This is a genomic window from Deltaproteobacteria bacterium, assembly GCA_016709225.1.
Classification (GTDB): domain Bacteria; phylum Myxococcota_A; class Polyangia; order Nannocystales; family Nannocystaceae; genus Xiheibacterium; species Xiheibacterium phototrophicum.
On sequence record JADJEE010000001.1, the window covers coordinates 2,151,678 to 2,174,387 of the forward strand.

Below are 22,710 nucleotides of genomic sequence, written 5' to 3' on the forward strand. Positions count from 1 at the left end.
GTACCGCGCCGCCCCGCACTAGACCCCGCCGCCCGCGCCGAGGTTGCGGCCGTTCGATGAAGTTTCGTGAAGTTCCACTGCACGCTCGCGCAGCTGGCGCGAGCGCACGACCGCTCGCGCACAGGTCGGCCGCTCACTTGCGGGTGACCGCGACCCGAAGGTGCAGTCGGTCCAGGAGTGTGCCGAGCTCGAAGAGGTTCCGGAGCGAGTCCTCGATGCTGTCGACCGCATCGCGCCCGACCTTCTCGAGGCTCCTCTCGTCCCCCTCGCCTGTGAGGAACGCCTCGACCATCGCAAGCGCTGCATCGTGTACCGCCTCGCGCTGCGCCGGGCTCAGCGCTGCAACGTTCGGCGACGCCACAGTACCGTCGAAGCCGACGAATTCCTGCACGCACCCGTCGACGGCGCGCTGGCCCAGGCTCTGCGGGCGGTCCTCGACCGGCAACGTCGCACAGGCAAACGCGAACACGCGCCCGCCGGTGAACCGTTGCGCGAGCCATTCCGCGGTGAGTAGTGCGCTACCCCGCGTAGGCCCCAGACCCATCGGACCGCCATGCCCGAAGATGACCGCGGTCCGCCCGATGCCATCCTCGAACGAGGTGACATCATCTTTGGTGAGACGAACGCGAGGCGGTGCGCGCTCCGCAAGTCGCTCGGCCAAGCGTGCAGCGGCCTCGGTCGCGTCGTCGCCGACCAGCGTCACGAGCACGAAGTCGCCAGTCACGGCTTCGGCCTGCGAGTCGCCTTCTCCAGCATGTTCACGACCGTGCGCGTGACTTGGGCGACGTACTGCTGGGCGAGCGCCTGGTCGCCGTCGAGCGAGGCACGAAGCTGGGCGGCCGACACCGGATTGCCGTCCGCGTCGTGGAACACGACCTGCTCGGGGCCGATCTCGTGGGTCTCGTCGACCAGCTGGCGCAGTGCGTCGAACACGGGGCCCGGCTCGTAGAAGTGCGTCTGCGCGAGGCTCCTCGGCCTCTTCTCGATGCGCGTGTAGCCCTCGGCGTCGAGGGAGACGTCGAAGTACTCTGGCGCGATCGCGAAGCTGTGCTGGTGGGTCTCGATCCAGAGTTGATCGAAACGCGCACGGCCCTCGGAGCCCGAACCATCCTCGACGCTGCGCTCGAGGAAGCGTGCGAGCTCGAGTTGGGTCGAGCTGTGCAGGTGGGCTTCCGGTTCCTGCAGCATCACGATGGGTGCGCCCCGCAGGCACATCCGGGTGATGAGCGCGACGATCTGCTGCTCGCCGGTGCCGAGCTGCGTGAGCGGGATGTCCTTGTGGTGCGGCGTGCTGACGAGGAAACGCGTCTCGCCGAAGAGCTCGTGCTCGCTGGGTCGGACTCTCGTGGCTTCGCCCGCGAAGAGGCCCGCATCCGCGAGCAAGCGCGGGAGTGACTCGAAGAAGGCGAACTCCCGCGGATTGCTCGACAGCGCGGCACGACGCAGCAGCGTCTGGAGCATCTCGGGCTCGACCGCGGCGCCCCGGCCGAGGATCACTTCGCGAAGCACGCGTCGAAACGCATCGACCGACTCGAACAGCTCGGTCAGATGAAGTCCGGTCGGGCTCGACCGCAAATCACGTGTCGCGTCGGCCTGCAGCTTCTCGAGCGCGACTTCGCGGAGCTTGACGAGGACTTCCGCCTGATCCGCAGACGCCGATGGCTTCGACTCGACCTGCTGGGCCGCCTTGGCTCGCTCCACGGCCTGTTGTGCCGCCTCGATCTCGGCGGTCAGGTCCAAGCGGTCGAGCGTTCCATGGGCAAGTTCGATCTCGATGCCGTGATCGCTGCCGAGGTCGACCGCAGTCGCACCGAGAGTCACCCTCGCACCACGGAGGCCAGGGATGCGTAACAACTCAGCAGCCGACTCGCCGACGGACAGCGTCACCGCGATCTCGATGCGGCCCGGCCCTCCTCGCGTGAAGTCGTCGGGTTCCAGATCGAATCGCTCGCGCGCCCGCGCGTACGGTTGGCGCAACGGCGCGCCGTCGCCGACGGCCGCCAACCACTTCAGCGCCAAGCCCACCGCGCGCCCCAGCGTCGACTTACCCGAGCCGTTCGGCCCGTGCAGGACCACGAGGTCCGGCAGATCGACCAGCTCGACGTCCCTCAGACTGCGCAGCCCAGCGACGCGCAGCCGAGTGATCTTCGTACGCCGGTAGGACGACACGCACGAAGCCTAGCACGGCGCCCGCGCGGCCGTGGACCACCTTCTCGGCGAGGGCGGCCCACGCCTGGCGCGAGCCGCCCCGACCCGCCCCATCACATCGCCTGATCGAGCGGCGTGTACTCGAGGCGGTGGGCCTTCGCGACCGCCTCGTAGACGCACTTGCCACCCACCGTGTTGAGTCCGGCGGCGACGTGGCGGCTCTTCTTGATCGCACCCGCGACACCCTCCTTCGCGATCAGCAGCGCGTGCTGCAGGGTCGCGTTGGTGAGCGCGATGGTCGAGGTGCGCGGCACGGCGCCCGGCATGTTGGCCACGCAGTAGTGCACGATGCCCTCCTCGATGAAGGTCGGGTTCTCGTGGGTGGTCGGGCGGCAGGTCTCGATGCAGCCACCCTGATCGACGGCGACGTCGACGACCACGCTGCCGTCCTCCATCGCGCGCAGGTGCTCGCGGGTCACCAGCGTCGGCGCAGCGCCGCCGGGCAACAGCACCGCGCCGACGACCATGTCGGCCTGCGTCACCTCGCGCATGATGTTCTCGGGGTTGCTGTAGAGGGTCTCGATCGCGTTGCCGAAGACGTCCTCGAGGTACAGCATGCGCTCGGCGTTGACGTCGAGCACGGTCACGCGCGCGCCGAGGCCGATGGCGATGCGCGCGGCCGCGGTGCCGACCACACCACCGCCGAGGATGACGACCTGGCCGCGACGGGTGCCCGGGATGCCGCCGAGCAGCAGGCCCTTGCCGCCCTTCTCGCGCTCGAGGCACGACGCGCCGACCTGCGAGGCCATGCGGCCGGCGATCTCGCTCATCGGACGCAGCAGCGGCAGCCCGCCGTGATCGTCGGTGATGGTCTCGTAGGCGACGCCGGTGACCTTCTTGGCCAACAGCTCGCGGGTGAGCTCGGGGAACGCGGCCAGGTGGAGGTACGTGTAGAGGGTGAGGTTCTCGCGGAAGTACGCGAACTCGCTCGGCAGCGGCTCCTTCACCTTGATGACCATGTCGGCGCTGGCCCAGACGTCGGCCGCGGCGGGCACGATGGTCGCGCCGGCGTTGTTGTACATCTCGTCGGTGAAGCCCGACGACAGGCCTGCACCCTGCTCGACCAGCACGGTGTGACCACCGGCCGTGAAGGCTTGCGCACCGGCGGGGCTGCAGCCGACGCGGTACTCGTGGGTCTTGATCTCCTTGGGAACGCCGATGCGCATGGTGGGACGACTCGCTGTTGGTTGGGGCCGCACGGTTCGAGGTGCGGTGGAGCTCGTGGCCGACGACCTCGGCAGTGAGGGCGTCGGTTCGACGCGCGGACGATACCGCTTCGGCCCACCGCGCGGCAGGGCACCGCGGGTCGCCCGCGGCGTCGGTCGCCTTGAGCCTGCGCACGGACGGGTGGCACCGCCGCTGCGCACGCCCCAGCGCGTCAGCGCGCGGCCAGCAGCGCGCCCGCGAGCTCGAGGAAACCCGCGGACTCGGCCTGCGCGCACACCCAGCGCGGCATCGCCGGCATGAACGCGGCCTGCCGCAACACGTCGGCGGTGCCGACCGTGACACCGAAGCGACCGGCGACGAACAAGCCGGCGTCGTTGGGTGCATCGCCGATGGTCGCGATCGCAGCGCCCGGCACACCAGCGGCACGCAGCAGCGCCGCGCCCTTGTCGGGTCGCACGTGGGTGACGTGGACGTGCACGCTCGACCAGGTCGCGAACAGCCCTGCGTCCGCGACGCGCGCGGCGAGCTCGGCGAGCACCTCGGCCTCGCGGTGCTCGCGTTCGAAGGCCACGTCGACCACGCGAAACGGATCATCGGCGGTCGAGCGCAGCGTGAGCCCCGACGCGCGGCCGAGATCCAGCGCCTGGGCGCGCAGTCGGTCGCGATCGACCGCCGGCACCAGCAGCACGGGCGGCGTGTCGGGGACGATCTCGACCATGCCGTTCTCGGCGATGCCGCGCCGCACCCCCGGCAGGTAGCGAACCAGGCCGAGGACCTCGCCGCTGGGCCGCCCGCTCACGGGCATCACCTCGATGCCGGCCTGCACCAGGCGCGCAATCGCGGCGACGACCTCGGGATCGAGCCCGTCACCCTTGGTCAGGGTGCCGTCGACGTCGGTGGCCAGCAGCGTGACTCCACCCAGGATCCGCCGCCGCGCGTCCGCGTCGAGGCTGCGCAAGGGTTCGGGGTCGCTCATCGTCGGGGCAGCCGCGTCGTCCACGAGGTGGCAAGCCCATAGCACGATCCATCGGTACCCCGGTGACGGCGCGACCGTGATAGTTTGTGCGATAGCGCCATGCCGCTCGACCTCGAGCCCGGTGATGTCTACGCGGGCACCATTCGCATCGTCCGGGTGATCGGCGTGGGCTCGTTTGCGCGGGTGTACGAGGTCGAGGTCCCGGGCCACGACCAACGCCTCGCGCTCAAGCTGACGCGCGAGCCCGTGACCGCCGGTGATCAGGCCCAGCGCGCGCTGCGGGAGATCACGATCCTGCGCACGCTGACCAACCCGCACGTGGTGCGGACGTTCGACTGCGGCCTGCGCCCCGACGGCCACATCTACCTGCTGATGGATCTGCTCGAGGGCTCGAGCCTCGACGTGTGGCACGACTTCAAGGCGCCGCTGCATCCGGCGCAGGCGGTGACCATCGTCCACCAGGCCTGCCTCGGCCTCGCGGAGGCGCACGCGATGGGCATCGTGCACCGCGACGTGAAGCCGGAGAACGTGTTCGTCGAGCGGGACGGCCAGATCAAGATGCTGGACTTCGGGCTCGCGCGCTCGTTCGACGGCACGCCGGTGGTCGGGGTCAACGCCAGCGAGGCGCACCTGGTGGTCGGCACGCCGCACTACAGCCAGCCGGAGCAGCTTCGCACCCGTGTGCTCAGCCCCGCGTCCGATGTGTACAGCCTGGCGATGATCCTCTACGAGCTGCTCAGCGCGCGCGCGCCGTTCTGGGACGATCGCAGCCTCGCCGAGGTCAAGCACGACCTGCGCAACGAGCCCGCCGCGTGGCTGCGGGCGCACATGGGCACCCAAGCCGTGCCGCTCGATCGCCAGCCCGGCTGCGAGGACCTGCCCGAGGCGCTGGTCCGCGGCATCGAGCGCGCGCTCGACAAGGATCCCCACCGCCGCCCGCCCAACGCCGGTGCGCTGGCCAACATCCTCGGCCTGGTCCTTCACCGCGACATGGGCATCCCGGTCGCGGCCACGCTGCGGGTGCTGCACCCCGACGACAGCCTCGACGACCGGCTGTTCCTGCCGGGCTCGTATCGCATCGGCTCGGGCGCGCGCTGCGAGATCAAGCTGCGCGACGATCGCGTGCCGCACATCCACGCCGTGCTCGAGTGGAGCGGCGTGCCCAACCGACCGCACCTGCGCCCGCTGGGCGAGGGCGGCCTCGTGCGGGTCAACGACCACCCCATCTCGCACCCGGTCGAGCTCGGCGAGAACGACGAGTTCAGCGTGGGTCAGACCCGCATGGCCGTGGTGATCTGAGTCGTCGACGAACGCGAAGCGTTCACCCACGACGACGGCAAGGAGCGCAGCGATGGGGGCCGCGCGTCCCGGCTCGCTTGGTCGCGCTGGGTTCGCGCGCGCGGGGCTTCAGAAGAGGCCGCGCAGCTTCGCAGCATCGGTCGCGACCTCGGCCCCCGCTCGCGCCAGCAGCCCGGCGATCGTCAGCGCGCCGGGACCGAACGCGATCCAGCGATGGGGCGCGACGGCCTCGGCGTAGGCCGCCACCAGCTCGCGCGCACGCACGGTCGCCAGCGACTCCGTGCAGCCGAGCCCGATCACCACGCCGGGGTGACGCGTGCAGGCATCGTGCAGCACGCCCGGCGCCACCCTGGCGCCGAGCCATACCACGCGCAGGCCCGCAGCCTGGGCCGCGAGCGCGAGCTGGCCGACCGGCACCAGCTCGTCGTCGCCGTCGAACGCACCGACCAGCGCATGGGCCTCGGCGCGCGCCGGCTGGCCCATGCGCACGACGTCGCGCACCGCGTGGGCGAGCAGCTCGCCGAACATGCGGTGCTCACCGCGATCGCGGGCGCCCGCGATCCAGTCGTTGCGCAGCTGCGCCCAGGCCGGCTCGATGACCGCCGCCATCGCCTCCGCGGGACTGCCGACCATCAGCGCACCGCGCAGGCGCTGCTCGAAGCGCTCGAGCGCGTCGAAGCTCTCGCCCCGCACGGTCGCGAGCGCGGTCGCCGACGGCGGTGCGATCCCAGGCGGGCGCACCGACGCTGCGCTCGCCACCGCGTCGTCGGCCTCGGCCAGCACTGCCGCGACCGCCTCCGCCGCAGCGACACCGCCATCGCACAGCGCACGCACCCGCACGATGCGGGCCACATCGGCATCACTGTAGAGACGATAGGCCGACGCGGTGCGCTCGGGCGCCGGGAAGCCATAGCGGTGCTCCCACGCGCGCAGCGTCGAGGCAGGGACACCGGTGAGCTCTGCGACGGTCTGGATGCGGTAGCGACCGCTGCGCGCCAGCACGGAGGTGGAATCGTCGGTCATGGCCTCCGCAAAGTCTACTCGCAGGGTTGTGCAAAGTCCATGGCGACCCACGCGCATACATCAAAACTGTTAAATTACATATATTTAAAAACTTTCCGCAGAAACATTGCGCACGCCCGATCCAACCCTACGCAAGGTCCGTATCAGGTCTCGAAGCGGCCGGCGACCGGCCCCCAAGAAAGCGAGACAGGCCATGACGACGACCCACCACCTCCCCTACTCCCTCCGGTTCATCCTCGGCACCTGCGCGGCGCTGGCGAGCGGCTGCTACCAGAACGACGGCTCGCGTCTGATGGACGACGACGGCTCGAGCAGCGACGACGGTGGCGCGCCGACCGAGACCGACGACGGCGCCGGCGACGACGGCGGCAGCGACGACGGCAGCACCAGCGACGGCGACGTCGACCCGCCGGCCCCCGGCATGGTGAAGATCCGCGTCATCCACGGCTCGCCCGGCGCGCCCGCGGTCGACGTGTACATCGCCGGCGAGGCCTCGCCGGTGATCGCGGGGCTCGACTACACCGAGACCTCGAGCTGGCTCGAGGTGCCCGCCGGGACCTACGCGTTCGACATCCGCGCGGCCGCGGCCGCGCCCAGCGATGCGCCGGCGTACAGCACCGGCAATCTCGAGCTGCCCGAGGGCGCGATGGTGTCGGCACTCGCGGCCGGCGTGCTACCGGCGGGACCCGACGCGCCGGTGCCGTCGGGCTCGGCCTTCCGCGTGATCCCGATCGTCGAGGCGTTCGACGCCGCCAACCCGGGCAAGGCCCGCGTGCGGGTCGTGCACGCCGGCAGCGATGCGCCCGAGGTCGGGCTCGACGTCGGCAACGACGGCGTGATCGAGGTCGACGGCCTCGCACGCTTCGGTGACACCGGCGCGGCCGGAGTGCTGCTGCCGGCCGGCGACGCGCTGTCGCTCGGCATCACCGCCGATGGCGAACGCGTGACCGCGTTCGAGCTGCCCGCGCTCGCCGACGGCGGCAACGTGCTGGTCGTCGCCACCGGCCTGCTCGGTCGGCTGCCCCGCGAGACCCAGGGCTTCGGGCTGCTGGCGATCAACGACACCGGCACCATCGGGTTCATCAAGCAGAACCCGACCGTCTACGCGCTGCACGCCGGCCCCGACGCCCCGGAGGTCGACCTGTGCGTCGGCAACGACGCCATCGCGACGCACCTCGAGTTCGGCGAGATGCAGGCCGCCCAGGTGCCGCCGGGCGACTACACCATCGACGCCTTCGTCGCGCCGAGCGGCTGCGCCGGGACCCCGGCGATGAGCGACGTGGTCGAGGGGCTCGTGGCCGGCGAGCGCTACCTCGTGGTCGCAACCGGTGAGCTCGCGCCGGTGATGGGCGAGCCGCCGCTGCAGCTGCAGGCGTACGCCGATCGCTTCGCGCTCGACCAGCCAGCGATGGCGGCGCTGCAGCTGGTCCACGCCGCCTCGGCGCCCGAGGTCGACGTCGGCATCGTGACCGGCGAGGTGATCGAGAACGGCAACCTCATCTCGCCCGATCTCAAGTGGCCGGCGACCAGCGCAGAGCTGATGGTGCAGCCGCTGACCTACCAGATCGGCTTCGCCGCCGCTGGCACGCCCACGCCGATCCATCCGCTGGTCGACTTCCACGTGCCGGCCGGCTCCGGTGCGCGCGCGTTCGTGGTGGCCGCCGGTGATCTGCTGCCGGAGTCGACCGAGGCCGGCTTCCGCCTGCTGGTCGTCGACACCTCGAGCTCGCCTTGGCAGATCGGCTCGATCCTCCCCAACCCGTGAGTCCGGCGATGGCCACGGCGATGGCCATGTTCGTGCCCCCCAACGGACGACACAGGTGGTCCGGTCCGGTCGCGTGCGTCGCTCCGGACCGGATCACCTGCGCGCGCATGGCCACCGCGCCGGCGCACGGCCGCATCTGGCGCAGCGCCGCATCTGGCGAGCCCGCGCGCGCCCGTGCGAACATCCCTCGACGCTACGCCCTCCCCGCGACGGATCGACATGAGCACGACGCAGCGCGACGACGAGCCCACCACCGTGGGCGGAGCCGACGCCGACGACGACCTCCACGTCGACGGTGAGCTGCTGCCACCGCAGCTGGGCGATCGCTTCGCGGTGCGTCGCCTGCTCGGCACCGGCGCCCACGGTGCGGTGTGGGAGGTCTTCGACCACGGTCACGCCCGCGTGCTCGCGCTCAAGAGCCTGCTGCGGGTCGACCCCGAGGAGCTGGTGCGATTCAAGCGAGAGTTCCGCATCGTCGGCGGTGTGGTCCACCCCAACCTCGTCACCCTGCACGAGCTGTTCGTGGAGGCCGGCCAGGCCTGGCTCACCATGGAGCTCGTCGACGGCATCGACTTCCTCTCGTGGGTGCGCGACGACGATCAGCCCGGCGGCGGGGTCGACGAGCTGCGCCTGCGCGACGCGCTGCTGCAGCTCGCGCGCGCCCTGGTCGCGCTGCACGCCCACGGCATCCTGCACCGCGACCTCAAGCCCTCCAACGTGTTGGTGCGCGCCGATGGGCAGGTGCGCGTCGCAGACTTCGGGCTCGCGCGGGCGATCGCCAGCGATGACGACAGCGGCGTCGCCGGCACGCCGGCGTACATGTCCCCCGAGCAGGCCGCGAACCTCGAGCTCACCGCCGCCAGCGACTGGTACGGCGTGGGCGTGATGCTCTACGAGGCCCTCACCGGCGTGCGACCGCACCGCGGCCTGCGGGGGGTCGAGCTGCTGATGGCCAAGCAGGTCGGTCATCCCGGACCGCCGTCGGCGGTGTGTGCCGTGCCCGCGGATCTCGATCGCCTGTGCGAGGCGTTGCTGTCGCGCGACGCGGCCGCGCGGCCGACCGGCGCCGAGGTGCTCGATCGCCTCGACCGACCGACCCGCATCGCCGCCGACGCGCGCGCGCTGCCCTGCGCCCGCCCCGACGTGTTCGTCGGGCGCGAGCACGAGCTGGCCACGCTCGAGCGCGCGCTGCGTCGCGTGCGGCAGACTGCCAGCGCCACGGTGGTGGTCATCGAAGGTGACTCCGGCACCGGCAAGAGCGCGTTGCTGCGACGCTTCACCGCCGACGTCGCGGGGCCCGATGTGGTGGTGCTGAGCGGCCGCTGCTACGAGCGCGAGTCGGTGGCCTACAACGGACTCGACGAGCTGATCGACGGGCTGCGAGAGCACCTGTTGTCGCGCGGCGGCGTCACACCGTTCGTCGGCGCTGGTGCGCTCGGGCGGCTGTTCCCCGTGCTCGCCGACGTGCCCGGCATCGCCGACGCCCCCACGCCCCGCGTCGAAGATCCCCTCGAGCTGCGGCGACAGGCCATCGACGGCCTGCGCGAGCTGCTGCTGCGGGTCGCGACCGCGCGCACGCTGGTGCTCGCGCTCGACGACCTGCAGTGGTGCGACGACGACACCGCCGCGATGCTGCTCGAGCTGCTGCGACCGCGGCATCGTCCGCCCGCGCTGGTGGTCGCGTGCATCCGCTCCGACGCGACCCAGCCCGGCGCCATGCTGTCGCTCGTCACGGGCTTGCAGTCGATGGCCCAGGTGCTCGGTCTGGCGCAGGTCCAGCTGGGGCCGATGTCGCCCGAGGACGCGACCGCGGTCGCGCTGGCGATGCTGCCCGCGAGCTCCGAGCGCGAACGCCTGGCCCGCAGCATCGCGCAGGAGTGCCAGGGCTCGCCGCTGTTCGTGGCGGAGCTCGTGCGTCACAGCGCGTGGCCCCGCGAGGGTGCGCCGCGACCACAGCTCGACGCGGTGATCCGAGCCCGCGCGGCCACCCTCCCGGCGCCCGCGCGTCGCGTGCTCGAGACCCTCGCGGTGGCCGCGAGACCGCTGGCACCCCCGCTGCTCCTGGCGGCCGCCGATGCCCACGAGCAGGGCCTCGAGACGCTGGCGCTGCTGCGCAGCCAGGGCTTCGTGCGCAGCCGCGGCCTGCCGCGCGGCGATGGCCTGCCGCGCGGCGATGGCCTGCCGCGCGGCGATGGCCTGCCGCGCGGCGACGGATCGCGCCCCAGCACCTCGCTCCTCCGCGGCGACGCCCGTGCCGCCGACGGCTCGCGCGAGCCGGCGGGGCCCGAGCCCGGCGAGCGCGAGGAGCCGCTGCTCGAGTGCTACCACGACCGCATCGTCGCCGGCATCCGCGGCATGATGACGGACGCGACCGCGCGTGCGCGTCATGCAGCGCTCGCGCTGCAGCTCGAGCGCTGCGCGGCCGACCCCGAGGACATCGCGTTCCACCTCGAGGCCGCCGGCGAGCCGGCGCGCGCGTGCGTCCACCTGCGACGCGCCGCAGCGCTCGCCGACGCCACGCTCGCGTTCCACCGCGCAACGCGGCTGTACCGGCGCGCGCTGGCGCTGCTGTCGACCGACGACCCCGCGCGCCACGGCGTCGAGCGGGCGCTGGCCGACACGCTGGCCCGCGACGGTCGCGGCACCGAGGCCGCCGCGGCCTACGTCACCGCGGCCGCCAGCGCACCACCGCAGGACGTGCCGGAGCTGCGCCGCGCCGCCGCCGAGCAGCTGCTGCGCAGCGGCCGGCTCGACGACGGGCTCGTGCTGCTCGGCGAGCTGCTCACCACCATCGGCGTCGCGATGCCACGCGGCCCCAAGCGCGCACTCGCGGCCCTCGTCGCCGCGCGGACGCAGCTGCGCCTGCGCGGGCTCGAGTTCGAGGAGCGCGCAGAGCCGCGGGTCGATCGCGAGCAACTGCTGCGCATCGACGCCACCTGGGCGGCCGCGACCGGCTTGCTGCAGTCGTCGGTGCTGCTCGGGCAGTACTTCCAGTCGCGCCACCTGCTACTCGCGCTGCAGGGTGGTGAGCCACGCCGAGTCGCGCGCGCGCTCGGGCTCGAGACGCTCTACGTCGGCACCTCGGGGACCGCCGCGGGGGCCCACTACGACGCCCTGCGAGAGCGCGTCGAGGGACTGTGCCGTCGCGTCGGCGACCCGCAGGCCCAGGGCGTGGTCGGCATGGCGACCGGCGTCGCCGAGGTCTACCGCGGGCGCTTCGCGGCCGGCCGCGATCGACTCTCGGAGGCCGAGACGATCCTGCGCGAGCGCTGCGTGAACGTGCACTGGGAGCTCGGCATGGTCCGCACGTTCCTCGCGACCTCGCTTTTCTACACCGGCGAGCTGGCGCGACTGCGGCAGGTGGTCGAACACGCGGTGCGCGACGCCGACGAACGCGACGACATGCACGCGCTCTTGATGCTTCGCATCGCCAACGAGACCATGGTGCGACTCGCCGACGACCGCGTCGACGAGGGCTTGGTGGAGATCGAGCGCCTGGCGCAGCACTGGGCGGTGTCGCTGTCGACCGCGACCTACGCCTTCGTGGTCGCACTCGCGCGCTCGCGACTGCTGCGCTACGCCGGCGACGGCGTGGCCGCGCTGGTCGCCATCGACGAGCGCTGGCGAGCGATCGAGCGCTCGTTCATGCTCACCAAGCAGCCGCTGCGGATCTTCATGCTGCACGACCGCGGCTGCGCGGCGCTGGCCGCCGCGCAGGCGTGCACCGGCAAGGCGCGCAGCGACGCGCTGGACCGCGCGCGCGCCGACGCGCGGCGGCTGTGGGACGAGTCGACCCGCTGGGCCCGCGCGATGGCGCTGCCGCTGTTCGCGTCGCTGCACGCGGCCGACGGCGAGCCGGCCCGCGCGCTGCAGACCACCACGCAGGCCGAGCGAGCCTTCGTCGAGCAGGGCATGCCGCTGCACGCCGCGTCCGCGCTGCGCCGCCGCGGCGAGCTGGAGGGCGGTGCGCTCGGCGTCGACATCATCGCGACCGCCGACGCCGCGCTCGCCGGCCACGGCGTCGCGCGACCGGTCGCGTTCGCGCGGCACCTGCTGCCGCCGGTGGTCGGCTGGTAGCCGCGGACGGCCCCAAAAAGCCCACGACACCACGGGGCAGTGGCCGCGGCGGGCCGACACAAGGTAGCTTCGCCCCCGCATGAGCCGTGTTCCCGACAAGCCGAGCCTCGACGGGCTCGAGGACAAGTGGGCCAAGACCTGGGAGACCGACGCGACCTATCGCTTCGATCGCGCGCACAGCCGCGACGAGGTGTTCGCGATCGACACCCCGCCGCCGACCGTGTCGGGGTCGCTGCACGTCGGCCACGTCTTCAGCTACACGCACACCGATACCATCGCCCGCTACTGGCGGATGCGCGGCAAGGCGGTGTTCTATCCCATCGGCTGGGACGACAACGGCCTCGCGACCGAGCGGCGCGTGCAGAACTTCACCGGTGTGCGCTGCGATCCGCGGCTGCCGAAGGACCCCAGCTTCACGGCACCGTTTCGCGGTGACGTGCCCAAGGACCACCGCGCGATCGCGGTGAGCCGGCCCGACTTCGTCGAGCTGTGCTTCGAGGTCACCGCGCTCGACGAGCAGGCCTTCGAGGCGCTGTTCCGCAAGCTGGGCCTCTCGTTCGACTGGGGCCTGCTCTACACCACCATCGGCGCCGACGCGCGACGCGTCAGCCAGCGCGCGTTCCTGGGCAACCTCGCCCGCGGCGAGGCCTATCAGCAGGACGCGCCCACGCTGTACGACGTCGACGAGCGCACCGCGGTCGCACAGGCCGAGATGGAGGACCGCGAGGTCCCAGGCGCCTATCACACGCTGCTCTTCCACCGTGACGACGGCGCCGGCGATCTCCGCATCGACACCACCCGACCCGAGCTGCTGCCATCGTGCGTGGCGCTCGTCGCCCACCCCGACGATCCCCGCTACCAGCCGCTGTTCGGCAAGACCGTGCGTACGCCGCTGTTCGGCGTGCAGGTGCCGGTGCTCGCCCACCGCCTGGCCGACCCCGAGAAGGGCACCGGCATCGCGATGATCTGCACCTTCGGCGACATGACCGACGTCACCTGGTGGCGCGAGCTGGCGCTGCCCTCCCGTGCACTCATCGGCTTCGACGGACGCTTCCTCGCCGAGCCGCCGGCATGGATCGAGTCCGAGGCCGGCCGTGCCGCATACGCCCAGCAGGCCGGACTCGCGGCCAAGGCCGCCGCCAAGAAGGTGGTCGAGCTGCTGCAGGCGTCGGGCGAGATGGTCGGTGACCCGCGCCCGATCAGCCATCCGGTGAAGTTCTACGAGCGTGGGTCGCGACCGCTCGAGATCGTCGCGACCCGCCAGTGGTACATCCGCAACGGCGGCCGCGACGAGCAGCTGCGCGAGCGCCTGGTCGCGCGCGGCGGCGAGCTCACGTGGCACCCGGCGTACATGCAGCACCGCTACGACAACTGGGTCGGCGGGCTGTCGGGCGACTGGCTCATCAGTCGCCAGCGCTACTTCGGCGTGCCGATCCCGGTGTGGTACCGCATCGACGACGCCGGCAACACGCTGCACGACCAGGTGCTGGTGCCCGAGGCGTCGCGGCTGCCCATCGATCCCTCGACCGATTGCCCCGCGGGCTTCACCGAGGCGCAGCGCGGGGCGCCGGGCGGCTTCATCGGCGATCCCGACGTGATGGACACCTGGGCGACCTCCTCGCTCACGCCGCAGATCGCCGGCAAGTGGGGCACCGACGACGACCTCTTCGGCCGCGTGTTCCCGATGGACATGCGACCGCAGGCCCACGACATCATCCGCACGTGGCTGTTCGCGACGATGGTCCGCAGCCACCACGAGCACGGCACGCCGCCGTGGAAGCACGCCGCGCTGTCGGGTTGGATCCTCGACCCCGATCGCAAGAAGATGTCGAAGAGCAAGGGCAACGTCGTCACGCCGATGCACCTGCTCGAGCAGTACGGATCCGACGCGGTGCGCTACTGGTCGGCGAGCGGGCGGCCCGGCACCGACACCGCGTTCGACGAGGGCCAGATGAAGATCGGCCGCAAGCTCGCGATCAAGCTGCTGAACGCCAGCCGCTTCGCGCTGGGCTTGGGCGAGCCGGCCGCGGGCGCGAAGGTCTGCGAGCCGCTCGACGCCGCACTGCTGGCCCGGCTGGCGGCGCTGGTCGACGAGGCCACGGCCGCGTTCGAGGCCTTCGACTACGCACGCAGCCTCGAGCGCACCGAGTCGCTGTTCTGGTCGTTCACCGACGACTATCTCGAGCTCGTCAAGCACCGCGCCTACGGCGGCCACGGCGAGGCCGCGGCCGACTCCGCCAAGCTCACGCTGCGGCTGGCGCTCGACACCCTGCTGCGGCTGTTCGCGCCGGTGCTGCCCTACGTCACCGAGGAGGTGTGGAGCTGGTGGCGCGAGGGCTCGATCCATCGCGCCGCGTGGCCGAGTGCGGCATCGCTGCGCGAAGCGGCCGGCGACGGCGACCCGCTCGCACTCGAGCTGGCCGGTGGTGTGCTCGGCGAGGTCCGCCGCGCCAAGACCGAGGCCAAGCGCGCGCTCGCGACCGAGGTCGCGAGCGTCACGGTGTCGGACGCTGCCGATCGCATTGCGATCGTCACCGCAGTTGCACGCGACGTGTGCGACGCCGGAAAGGTGCAGCGCATCGACTACGAAGTCGGTGCGCAGAAGGTCACCGTCGTGCTCGTCGCCGACGGCTGAGCTAGCAATCGGCCGCGAAGACCCCGTCGCCGCAGTCCCACGCCTGCCCCACGCAGGTCGCGTCGTAGAGCTCGAAGCTCTCGCAGGTGTCGACGCACGGCGCGGGGTCGGGCCCGCAGGGCTGGTCGCAATCGATGTGCACGATGCCGGCGTCGCAGTGCCACACCGCCTGCTCGCAGGTGGCCTCACCGATCGCCGCGCCGCCGCAGGCCTCGACGCAGGCCATCGAGCCCCCCTCGCAGGCACCACTGCAGGCATCGAGCAGCACGCCGTCGCCGCAGTCCCAGCCATCGTCGACGCAGGTCGCGGGATAGATCTCACCCTCGTCACACGCGACCACGCACTCGAGCGGCTCGGCACCCTCGCACGGCGCACAGCTCGAGCCCAGCACGCCGACGTCGCAGACCCACGACGCGCCGTCGCAGCGCGCGAGCCCGCCGGCGAGGCCACCCTCGCAGTCGACCACGCACTCGGGCGCGACGCCGGGGCAGACGCCGCAGGCGTCGCGCGCAGTGCCCTCGTCGCAGCTCCAGACCCCGTCGACGCATTCGGCGTCGTAGCCGGCCGCCGGTGCGCCATCGGGACCATAGGCCTCGTCGCAGCTGGTCACGCACACCGTCGGTGCGTCGAGACACGCGACCTCGCAGTCGTCCGCAACCAGGGCGGCGCCGCAGCTCCAGGCCCCGTCGACGCCGCACACCGCGTCGACGATCGTGGCGTCGGCGCAGTCCTGCACGCACAGTGGCTGCAGGCCGCCGCACGCGGCGTCCTCGCTGGCGCCCGGGCTCGCGCGACAGGCCACCAGCGCCGTGAGCAGAGCGAGTGAGCATCGCATCGTCATGCCGTTCCCCTTCATCGATCGAGCTTCTCCGCCTCGACGTAGCCCCACTTGCGCGCCGCCGGCGAGTACACGTAGACCCAGTGCCCGCCCGAGCGCGTGATGCCGGTGACGTCGACGTGCCACTCGGCGAACACGTTGCCGACCACGAAGTTCGCACGGTCGCGCAGGGTGCCGTTCTTCCGCAGGCGCACGCCGTGCTGCACGATCGCGGTGGGCCCCTGATCGTAGTCGACCTCGCGCCACCCCGACGACGCGACGTGGCTCCGTCCCTGCCGCACGCGGCTCGGTACCGGGATGCCGGCGGGGTAGTCCTTCTGCGTCTTCGACCTGCCGATGCAGCTCTTGCGGGTGAAGCCCCACCACGGAAAGCGCTTGCGCGACCGCGAGGGATCGCTGACCACCGCCCAGGTGTCGTTGACGTTGTAGCGCCAGATGACGGTGTCACCCTTGGGGATGGTCCAGCCCAGCTTCTGGCCCTTCACGCCGGGCTTGGGATAGTTGGGATAGACCACGCAATCGTGCTCGGCCTCGTAGACCACGAACAGCTTGGCCTTCGCAGCCGACAGCTGCGCCGGCGCCAGGGCCAGGGCCGCGGCCGCCAGCGCGATGCATGCGGAGGATCGACGGAGGATCGACGGTGACATGGATGAACCCTCTTCGGGGACGATGGGGATCGAGGAGATCGCGGCGCGTCCGCGGCTCATGGGATGAACGGCTGCGAGCAGAAGCCGCCGATACACACCGCGTCGTCGTCGCAGCAATCGGCCGCGCTCTCGCACGCGTCGTCCTGCTGCGCGCACGACTGCGGCTCGCCGCAGACGTTGCCGCCCGAAGCCTCGTCGTAGATGCAGAAGCCCTCGCAGCACTCGTAGCCCGCCTCGCACGAGGCGCCGAGCGCCTTGCAGGGGCTGAGCGCCCAGCTACCGCGCATGTTGTGATCGTCGGGCGATTGCCCGGGCAGCCAGAACGCCGGGTGGCTGGGGTCACCGCCGGCGGTCGGGCTCGCATCGATCGCGGTGACCCACAGCTGCTTGCGCCGGGTGGTCGGATCTTCGTCGACCAACAGGTTGCCGTAGGCCCGCTCCGAGACGAACACCAGCCAGAAGTAACCGCCCGCGGCGACCGGCGAGAAGGTTGGCTCGTAGCTGGCGTGACGCTGTGAGGCCGGCACCGCGTCGCCGCCGTTGGCAGCCGCCAGCAACAGCGCCGTCTCGCCCGCGGTGTCGACCAGCCACAGCTCACCGTCGGCACCGCGGGTGCGCGACGCGGTCGCACGACCGAATGCGATCCACTGCGAGTCGGGCGAGAACGTCGGATACGTGATCGTCGGCCGCGTCGCGTCCTCGCTGACGACCTGCCGCAGGTTGGAGAACTGCGGGGTGTCGACGTCGACGTCGGCCAGCCACAGCGACGAGTGGGTGAAGTCGAGGCCGTTGCCGTCGCTGCGCACGCCGAACGCGACGGTGTGGCCGTCGGGGGCCCACGCCGGGTGCACCGGCGTGCCGCCGGGGGCCTCGAGCGTTGCCAGCGGCACGTCGTCGCCCGCCCAGCTCAGCAGCATCGAGGTCGGCGTGAAGGTCTCGTCCTGCCACTGTCGCCACAGCACGTAGTCGCCTTCGGGCGAGATCGCCTGGAAGCCCGACGATTGCGACGATCCCATCAGCGACAGGCCGGTGGTCGCGTCGAACACCGACCACGGGCTGGCGCCGCCGTCACGCGACGCGACGATGGTGCTGCCGTCGCGCGAGACGCTGTGGCAGGCGACGCACTGGCCCGGCTGCTTCTCCAGGAAGGTGCTGGGCGCCGACTCGCCGGGTCGGATGCGCACGACGTCGCCGAGGTTGACGGCCCAGTAGTAGATCGAGCCGCGGAGGTTGGCGGTCGACAGCGTCCAGGTCTGCGCGCGTGGCAGATAGGCCTGGGTGCCGTCGTGCCGCTGCAGCTCGAGCGTCACGTCGCCGACCACCGAGTCGGTCAGCGTGCGCCATACGTCCTGCGGCACGCTCGGCATGGTGTAGCGCGACGGCGGCGGCGAGGTGGCGTAGCCGGTGAAGTCGAAGGTATTGGCGACCAGGCGCACGCGGTACACGTCGCCCGCACCGCCGCCGTTCCACATCAGCTGCGGGGCTGCGAGACCCCGCGGGAACACGGTGCGATCGTAGGGATACGCCAGCTCGAGTGCGGGATCGGGCAGCACCGCGTCGTCGAACGCCTGCGCGACGCCGGGGCCCACGCCCTCGGGGTCGTCGACCAGCACCAGCCGGATGCTCGCGAGGGTCTCGGCCTCACCCGCGGACGCCGCGAAGCGCACGGTGCCGGTGCCGCCGGCCAGACCCGTCGCGGCCAACCCCGCGCCGTCGAAGGTCGCGAGGTCGGGGCGATCGAACCCCCACGTGCCCGACAGCGGCACGCGCTCGCCCTCGGCGGTGACGCCATGGGCGGCGAACGGCAGCGCCGGCGGCAGCACGCCTTGCACGATCTCGATCACCGCGTTGGCGGGCTCGATCTCGATCGACACCACCTCGACCTCGCCGTCGTCGCCGCTGCCCTTCGTGTCGGATCCGTCGGTGTCGCCCGGCACGATGCCAGCATCGGCCTCCCCCCCGAGGCTCGCGATCGCACCCGGCGCTTCGACCCCGCAGGCGGCGAGCGAGGTCGTGAGCATGGCGCGCGCGATTCGACCGAACTTCGACGGTGTCATCCAACATCCACGGGCCGACGAGCTGCCCTCGTCCCCTCGACGCGCGCACCGGCGATGGCTCCCATCGCGATCGCGCAATCTGTCGCAGACGGGCTCCAGAACCGCCCTGTGACTCCGTCCGCGACCAAGCGCAGCTGCCGCATGCGATCGCGACGCAGGGCATCACCGCCGCCGGCACGCACGGGTACGATGGTTCGAACGCGATGGACGCGACACTGCGCGCAGAGCTGCTCGTCGACGCGGCGCCACCGGCCGCCGCGGCGGCCCTGCGCGACGATCCTGCGCTGTGCGAGCAGCTGCTCGCGCGCTGCCGCGAGGCGCTCGCCGCGATGCCACCGGCGGCGCTCGACCCCGCGAGCTTCGCAAGCTACGTCGGTCGGCGCTTGCCCACCGATGCCGAGCGGGCGCTCATCGAGCGCATCGCGGTCGACGACCTCGCGCTCGCGTGCGCGTGCGTAAACGGAGCCCCGCACGCGCCCGCGCGCCTGCGCGAGCGTCACCGCGGTGACATCCGACGCGGTCTCGGTCGCATCGCCGACGCCGCCACTGCCGACGAGCTCGAGCAGGCGGTCCTGCGACACCTGCTGGTGGCGCAGGGCGATCGCCCGCCGCGACTGGCCGACTACGCCGGTCGCGGGCCGCTGGGGCGTTGGATCAGCGTGGTTGCCCGCCGCATCGCCCTCGATCACCACCGGCATGCCGACGCCGATGCGGCCACCGGCGACGCCGGCGAGGGCGATGACGCGGGCATCGCCGCGGCCTACGGCGACCCCGAGCTGGCGGCGCTGCGCCAGGGCCCGCGCGACGCGTTCCGCACCGCGTTGGAGGCGGCCGCCGCCGCGCTGCGCCCCCGCGAGCGCAACATGCTCCGCTACGCCTTCGTCCACCAGCTCGGCATCGACGAGATCGCCGGCATCTACCGCGTGAGCAGCTCGACCGCGCGGCGCCAGCTCGCGGCGGTGCGTGCGGAGCTCGTCACCGCCGTGCGCACGCGCATGCGTGAGCTACTGCAGGTCGACGCCGAGGGGCTCGAGCGCGAGCTGGCCGGCATCGAGAGCGCGATGGCGATCACGCTCAGTCGGATCCTCCGCGCGGGGCGTTGACTTCGTCGTCGGGCCACGCGCGCAGCACCGCCTCGAGTTCGTCTCGTGTGGCGTCGTCGAGGGTGTCGGCGGCCTCGGCGAGCGCGGCACGGGCGAGTTCGATGCTCCGGCGCGCGCCCGCGCCGTCGCCCGCGGCGAGCTGCGCATCCGCCAACGACACCCGCGCGGCGGTCAGCTCTGGCGGGCCGAGCTGTTCGCGCAGCGCGATCGCCAGCGCGCGCTCGCGCAGCGGCACCGCCTGCGCCGGCCACCCGCGCAGCTCGGCGACACGCGCGAGGCCCTCGAGCGCGTTGGTGCAGTAGAGGTGGTGCGGGCCCACGGTGCGCTCGAGGGTGCCGAGCGCGTCGCGGAAGCGCCGCTCGGCGGTGTCGATGTCGCCTGCCCGGAGGTCGAACGCGCCCAGGTCGATCTGCGCGAGCGCGACGTCGGGATGCTCGGCGCCGAGCGTGCGCGTGAGGATCTCGAGGCCCCGCGCCATCGAGCTCGCCGCGGCCACGTGGTCACCCAGGCTGTCCTGGGCCAGCGAGAGGTTGATGTAGGCGCCGGCGACATCGTGGTGCCCCTGACCGAGCACCGCCTCGAGTCGATGGACGGCCGCGTCGAAGCCCTCGACGGCGAGCGCCACCTCGCCGCTGTAGTAGTGCACGCCCGCGACGTTGCTCATCAGCATCGCGACGCGGGGGTGGTCCTCGCCGTAGTGCGATCGCACGAGGTCGAGCGCCTGTTCGAAGGCGGCGAGCGCAGCACCCGGATCGCGCTCGACCAGCAAGGTGCCGCGATCGTTGTAGGCGCCCGCGAGTTCCGAGGCCGGCACGTCGCCGCGCGGCTCCAGGCGTTCGATCGCCAGCGACACCGCGGCCAGCGCGTCGTCGATGCGCCCGGCCCCCGCCGCGATGTGGGCCTGCGCGAGCGCGAGTCGGGCGGTCGGCAGCGGGCGCAAGGCAGCGGGCATCCGCGCGATCGCGGACTCGGCGTGCCGCGACCACGCCTCGGCGTCGTCGTAGCGGTTCTCGACCTGGGCGCAGGTGAAGACCCGATGGGTCGCGACCGCGGCCGCGAGCGCATCGAGACCGACCGCCTCGGCGTGCAGGTAGGCCTGCTGTGCCGCGACCCCCTCGCCGACGAAGTCGCCCGCGGCATGCAGCACCAGCGCCTGTTCGGCCAGCGCCTCCGCCCACAGGCCCTCGTCGCTGGCCTCCGCGAGCGCCACCGCCTGCGCCGCGACCGAACGCGCGCCGTCGAAGCGGTGCACCTGCACGAGCGCGGCCGCCTGGGCGATCGCCTCGCGCACGGCGGCCGCGTCGGCGACCGCAACCGTCGCGGTTGGGTGCTCGCTGCAGGCCTCCGGTGCCGGCAGATCGCGGACCGCCGCGCGCAGGTGGTGATCGAGGCTCTCGGCGCGCTCGAGCACGCCGAGCATGGTGTCGAGCTGGACCACCGCGGTCGCGAGGCAGCCGTCGGCGGCCAGCAGCGCCGGCGTGTCGGCGCAGGCGGTCGCGGCCCGGCGTCGCCAGCGATCGACCCACGCGTCGAGCCCCTCGAGCACCGCGGGCGCCTCGGCACGCGCCACCATGGCGGCGATCGTGGCGCGACGATCGACGCTCCAGACTGCATCGAGGTGATGACCCGCCGCCGCGCAATCGACCGCGACCATCGACGGCGCAGGTGCGGTGGCCTCCGCTCGCACGCCGAGCGCCAGCGCGGCCACGCCGAGCACCGCGGTGACGACGAGCGCGCGCGGCAGACGACGCGCACGCTGCAGGGCGGCCACCAACGCCGCCATGTCGGGCCACCGTTGCGCGGGGTCGGGCTCGAGCCCGCGCTCGAGCACCGTGCGCAGGCGCTTGGGCAGCCGGCGGGCGTGGCCCGGGCTCGGACCGGCGCCGGCGATCGCCTCCCACAACGACACGCACAACGCGTATTGATCACTCGCGGGTCCGACGACGCCGCCGTCGCGCTGCTCGGGCGCCATGTACGTCGGCGTGCCGGCGAGCGTCGACGCGTCGGCATCGCTGCTGCCCGGCTTCGAGGCACCGGCGACCGTCGGCGCTGCGATGGTGCGCGCGAGGCCGAAGTCGGTCACGCACACGCGCCCGTCGCGACCGACGAGCACGTTGTCGGGCTTGAAGTCGCGATGCACGAGGCCGGCGGCGTGGGACGCCCCGAGCCCGCGCGCCGCCGCGACGTAGGCCTCGATCACCGCGGCGACGCGGGGCCTCGTGCGCGCGCACCAGCTGCGCAGCGTCTCGCCGTGGATGAGCTCCATCACCAGGTACTCGCCATCGCGGTCCTCGAGCGCACCGCACTCGAACACCGCCACCACGTTGGGGTGGGCCAGCGCCGCCAGTGCCCGCGCCTCGCGGCGCAGCCGTGCAGCCGCGCCTGGGTCGTCGCGATCGGGCCGCAGCAGCTTCACGGCGACGCTTCGCTGCAGCCGCGGATCGAACGCGGCGCACACCACCCCCATGCCGCCGCGGCCGATGCACTGCAGCACCACGTAGCGACCGACCCGCAGCGGCAGCGGCTGCTGTGACCACGACGACGACGACTCGGGTCCGCCACGGGTCGAGGCCACGACGGCAACCCGGGCGCCAGAGCTCTGCTCCCGCACGGCGTGGGCGATCACCGCCGCGCACGCCGGGCAGCCGTCGACGTGCAGCTCGATGCGCTCGCAGCTCGCCGCATCGAGCACGCGGTCGACGTACGCGAGGATCGTATCGACCCCAGGACACCCGACCTCGATGCTCGCGGACGATTGGATTGCGCTCACCCGATCACCCAAGACGCACGCGCGCGCGCCCACGCTCGCACGATGCCCCGGTCGTCACCGCAAAGCCACCGGGATGACGGGGGAAAGCGCGCGACGATGGGGGTCGCGCCCCTGCCGCGCGCACGGCCCGAGGTCGGTGGCGCCG

14 protein-coding genes are annotated in these 22,710 nt (G+C 72.4%); 5 read left to right on the forward strand and 9 right to left on the reverse strand.

Annotated elements, in window-relative coordinates:
* Window positions 1-133: 133 nt before the first annotated feature.
* The 4 genes from IPH07_08770 to IPH07_08785 form a co-directional block, all read right to left on the reverse strand.
* A complete protein-coding gene (locus tag IPH07_08770) occupies window positions 134-709 on the reverse strand; it encodes a hypothetical protein (protein MBK6917478.1) in 576 nt (191 codons plus the stop codon).
* 11 nt (window positions 710-720) lie between these two features.
* Window positions 721-2,169 carry an AAA family ATPase gene (locus IPH07_08775; GenBank protein MBK6917479.1) on the reverse strand — a complete coding sequence of 483 codons (1,449 nt, stop codon included), beginning with the start codon at window positions 2,167-2,169 and terminating at the stop codon, window positions 721-723.
* A 92-nt stretch (window positions 2,170-2,261) separates the two neighbouring features.
* On the reverse strand, window positions 2,262-3,374 hold the full coding sequence (gene ald / locus IPH07_08780; protein ID MBK6917480.1) for an alanine dehydrogenase: 1,113 nt from the start codon (window positions 3,372-3,374) through the stop codon (window positions 2,262-2,264).
* A 212-nt stretch (window positions 3,375-3,586) separates the two neighbouring features.
* Window positions 3,587-4,351, reverse strand: coding sequence for an HAD family phosphatase (locus tag IPH07_08785; GenBank protein ID MBK6917481.1), 765 nt, complete (start codon window positions 4,349-4,351; stop codon window positions 3,587-3,589).
* A gap of 99 nt (window positions 4,352-4,450) precedes the next feature.
* Between IPH07_08785 and IPH07_08790 the strand changes: the two genes are divergently transcribed.
* On the forward strand, window positions 4,451-5,650 hold the full coding sequence (locus IPH07_08790; GenBank protein ID MBK6917482.1) for a protein kinase: 1,200 nt from the start codon (window positions 4,451-4,453) through the stop codon (window positions 5,648-5,650).
* A gap of 108 nt (window positions 5,651-5,758) precedes the next feature.
* Here IPH07_08790 and IPH07_08795 read toward each other — a convergent pair whose 3' ends face one another.
* The gene (locus IPH07_08795) at window positions 5,759-6,673 is read right to left on the reverse strand and encodes a MerR family transcriptional regulator (protein MBK6917483.1); all 915 of its coding nucleotides are present in this window, start codon (window positions 6,671-6,673) and stop codon (window positions 5,759-5,761) included.
* Window positions 6,674-6,866: 193 nt separating this feature from the next.
* On the opposite strand from IPH07_08795, the gene IPH07_08800 reads away from it, so the two are divergent.
* The 3 genes from IPH07_08800 (at window position 6,867) to valS (ending at window position 15,150) form a co-directional block, all read left to right on the forward strand.
* Window positions 6,867-8,438 carry a DUF4397 domain-containing protein gene (locus IPH07_08800; GenBank protein ID MBK6917484.1) on the forward strand — a complete coding sequence of 524 codons (1,572 nt, stop codon included), beginning with the start codon at window positions 6,867-6,869 and terminating at the stop codon, window positions 8,436-8,438.
* Window positions 8,439-8,657: 219 nt separating this feature from the next.
* Entirely contained in the window at window positions 8,658-12,515 is a 3,858-nt protein-coding gene (locus IPH07_08805) for a serine/threonine-protein kinase PknK (GenBank protein ID MBK6917485.1), read from the forward strand.
* Window positions 12,516-12,594: 79 nt separating this feature from the next.
* Window positions 12,595-15,150: a valine--tRNA ligase gene (gene valS / locus IPH07_08810; protein ID MBK6917486.1), complete on the forward strand. Its 2,556-nt coding sequence runs from the start codon at window positions 12,595-12,597 to the stop codon at window positions 15,148-15,150.
* Window position 15,151: 1 nt separating this feature from the next.
* On the opposite strand, the gene IPH07_08815 is transcribed toward valS, so the two are convergent.
* From IPH07_08815 to IPH07_08825, 3 genes are read right to left on the reverse strand one after another with little or no spacing between them, the layout of a single operon-like run.
* Window positions 15,152-15,991 carry a hypothetical protein gene (locus IPH07_08815; protein MBK6917487.1) on the reverse strand — a complete coding sequence of 280 codons (840 nt, stop codon included), beginning with the start codon at window positions 15,989-15,991 and terminating at the stop codon, window positions 15,152-15,154.
* 11 nt (window positions 15,992-16,002) lie between these two features.
* Window positions 16,003-16,635 (reverse strand): hypothetical protein, encoded by a 633-nt coding sequence (locus tag IPH07_08820; protein ID MBK6917488.1) that lies wholly within the window; start codon window positions 16,633-16,635, stop codon window positions 16,003-16,005.
* Window positions 16,636-16,691: 56 nt separating this feature from the next.
* Window positions 16,692-18,656, reverse strand: coding sequence for a PD40 domain-containing protein (locus IPH07_08825; protein MBK6917489.1), 1,965 nt, complete (start codon window positions 18,654-18,656; stop codon window positions 16,692-16,694).
* Window positions 18,657-18,895: 239 nt separating this feature from the next.
* Between IPH07_08825 and IPH07_08830 the strand changes: the two genes are divergently transcribed.
* The gene (locus IPH07_08830; GenBank protein MBK6917490.1) at window positions 18,896-19,795 is read left to right on the forward strand and encodes a hypothetical protein; all 900 of its coding nucleotides are present in this window, start codon (window positions 18,896-18,898) and stop codon (window positions 19,793-19,795) included.
* On the opposite strand, the gene IPH07_08835 is transcribed toward IPH07_08830, so the two are convergent.
* Window positions 19,767-22,565, reverse strand: coding sequence for a protein kinase (locus IPH07_08835; protein MBK6917491.1), 2,799 nt, complete (start codon window positions 22,563-22,565; stop codon window positions 19,767-19,769). The two genes, IPH07_08830 and IPH07_08835, sit on opposite strands and share 29 nt — an antisense overlap.
* Window positions 22,566-22,710: the final 145 nt, after the last annotated feature.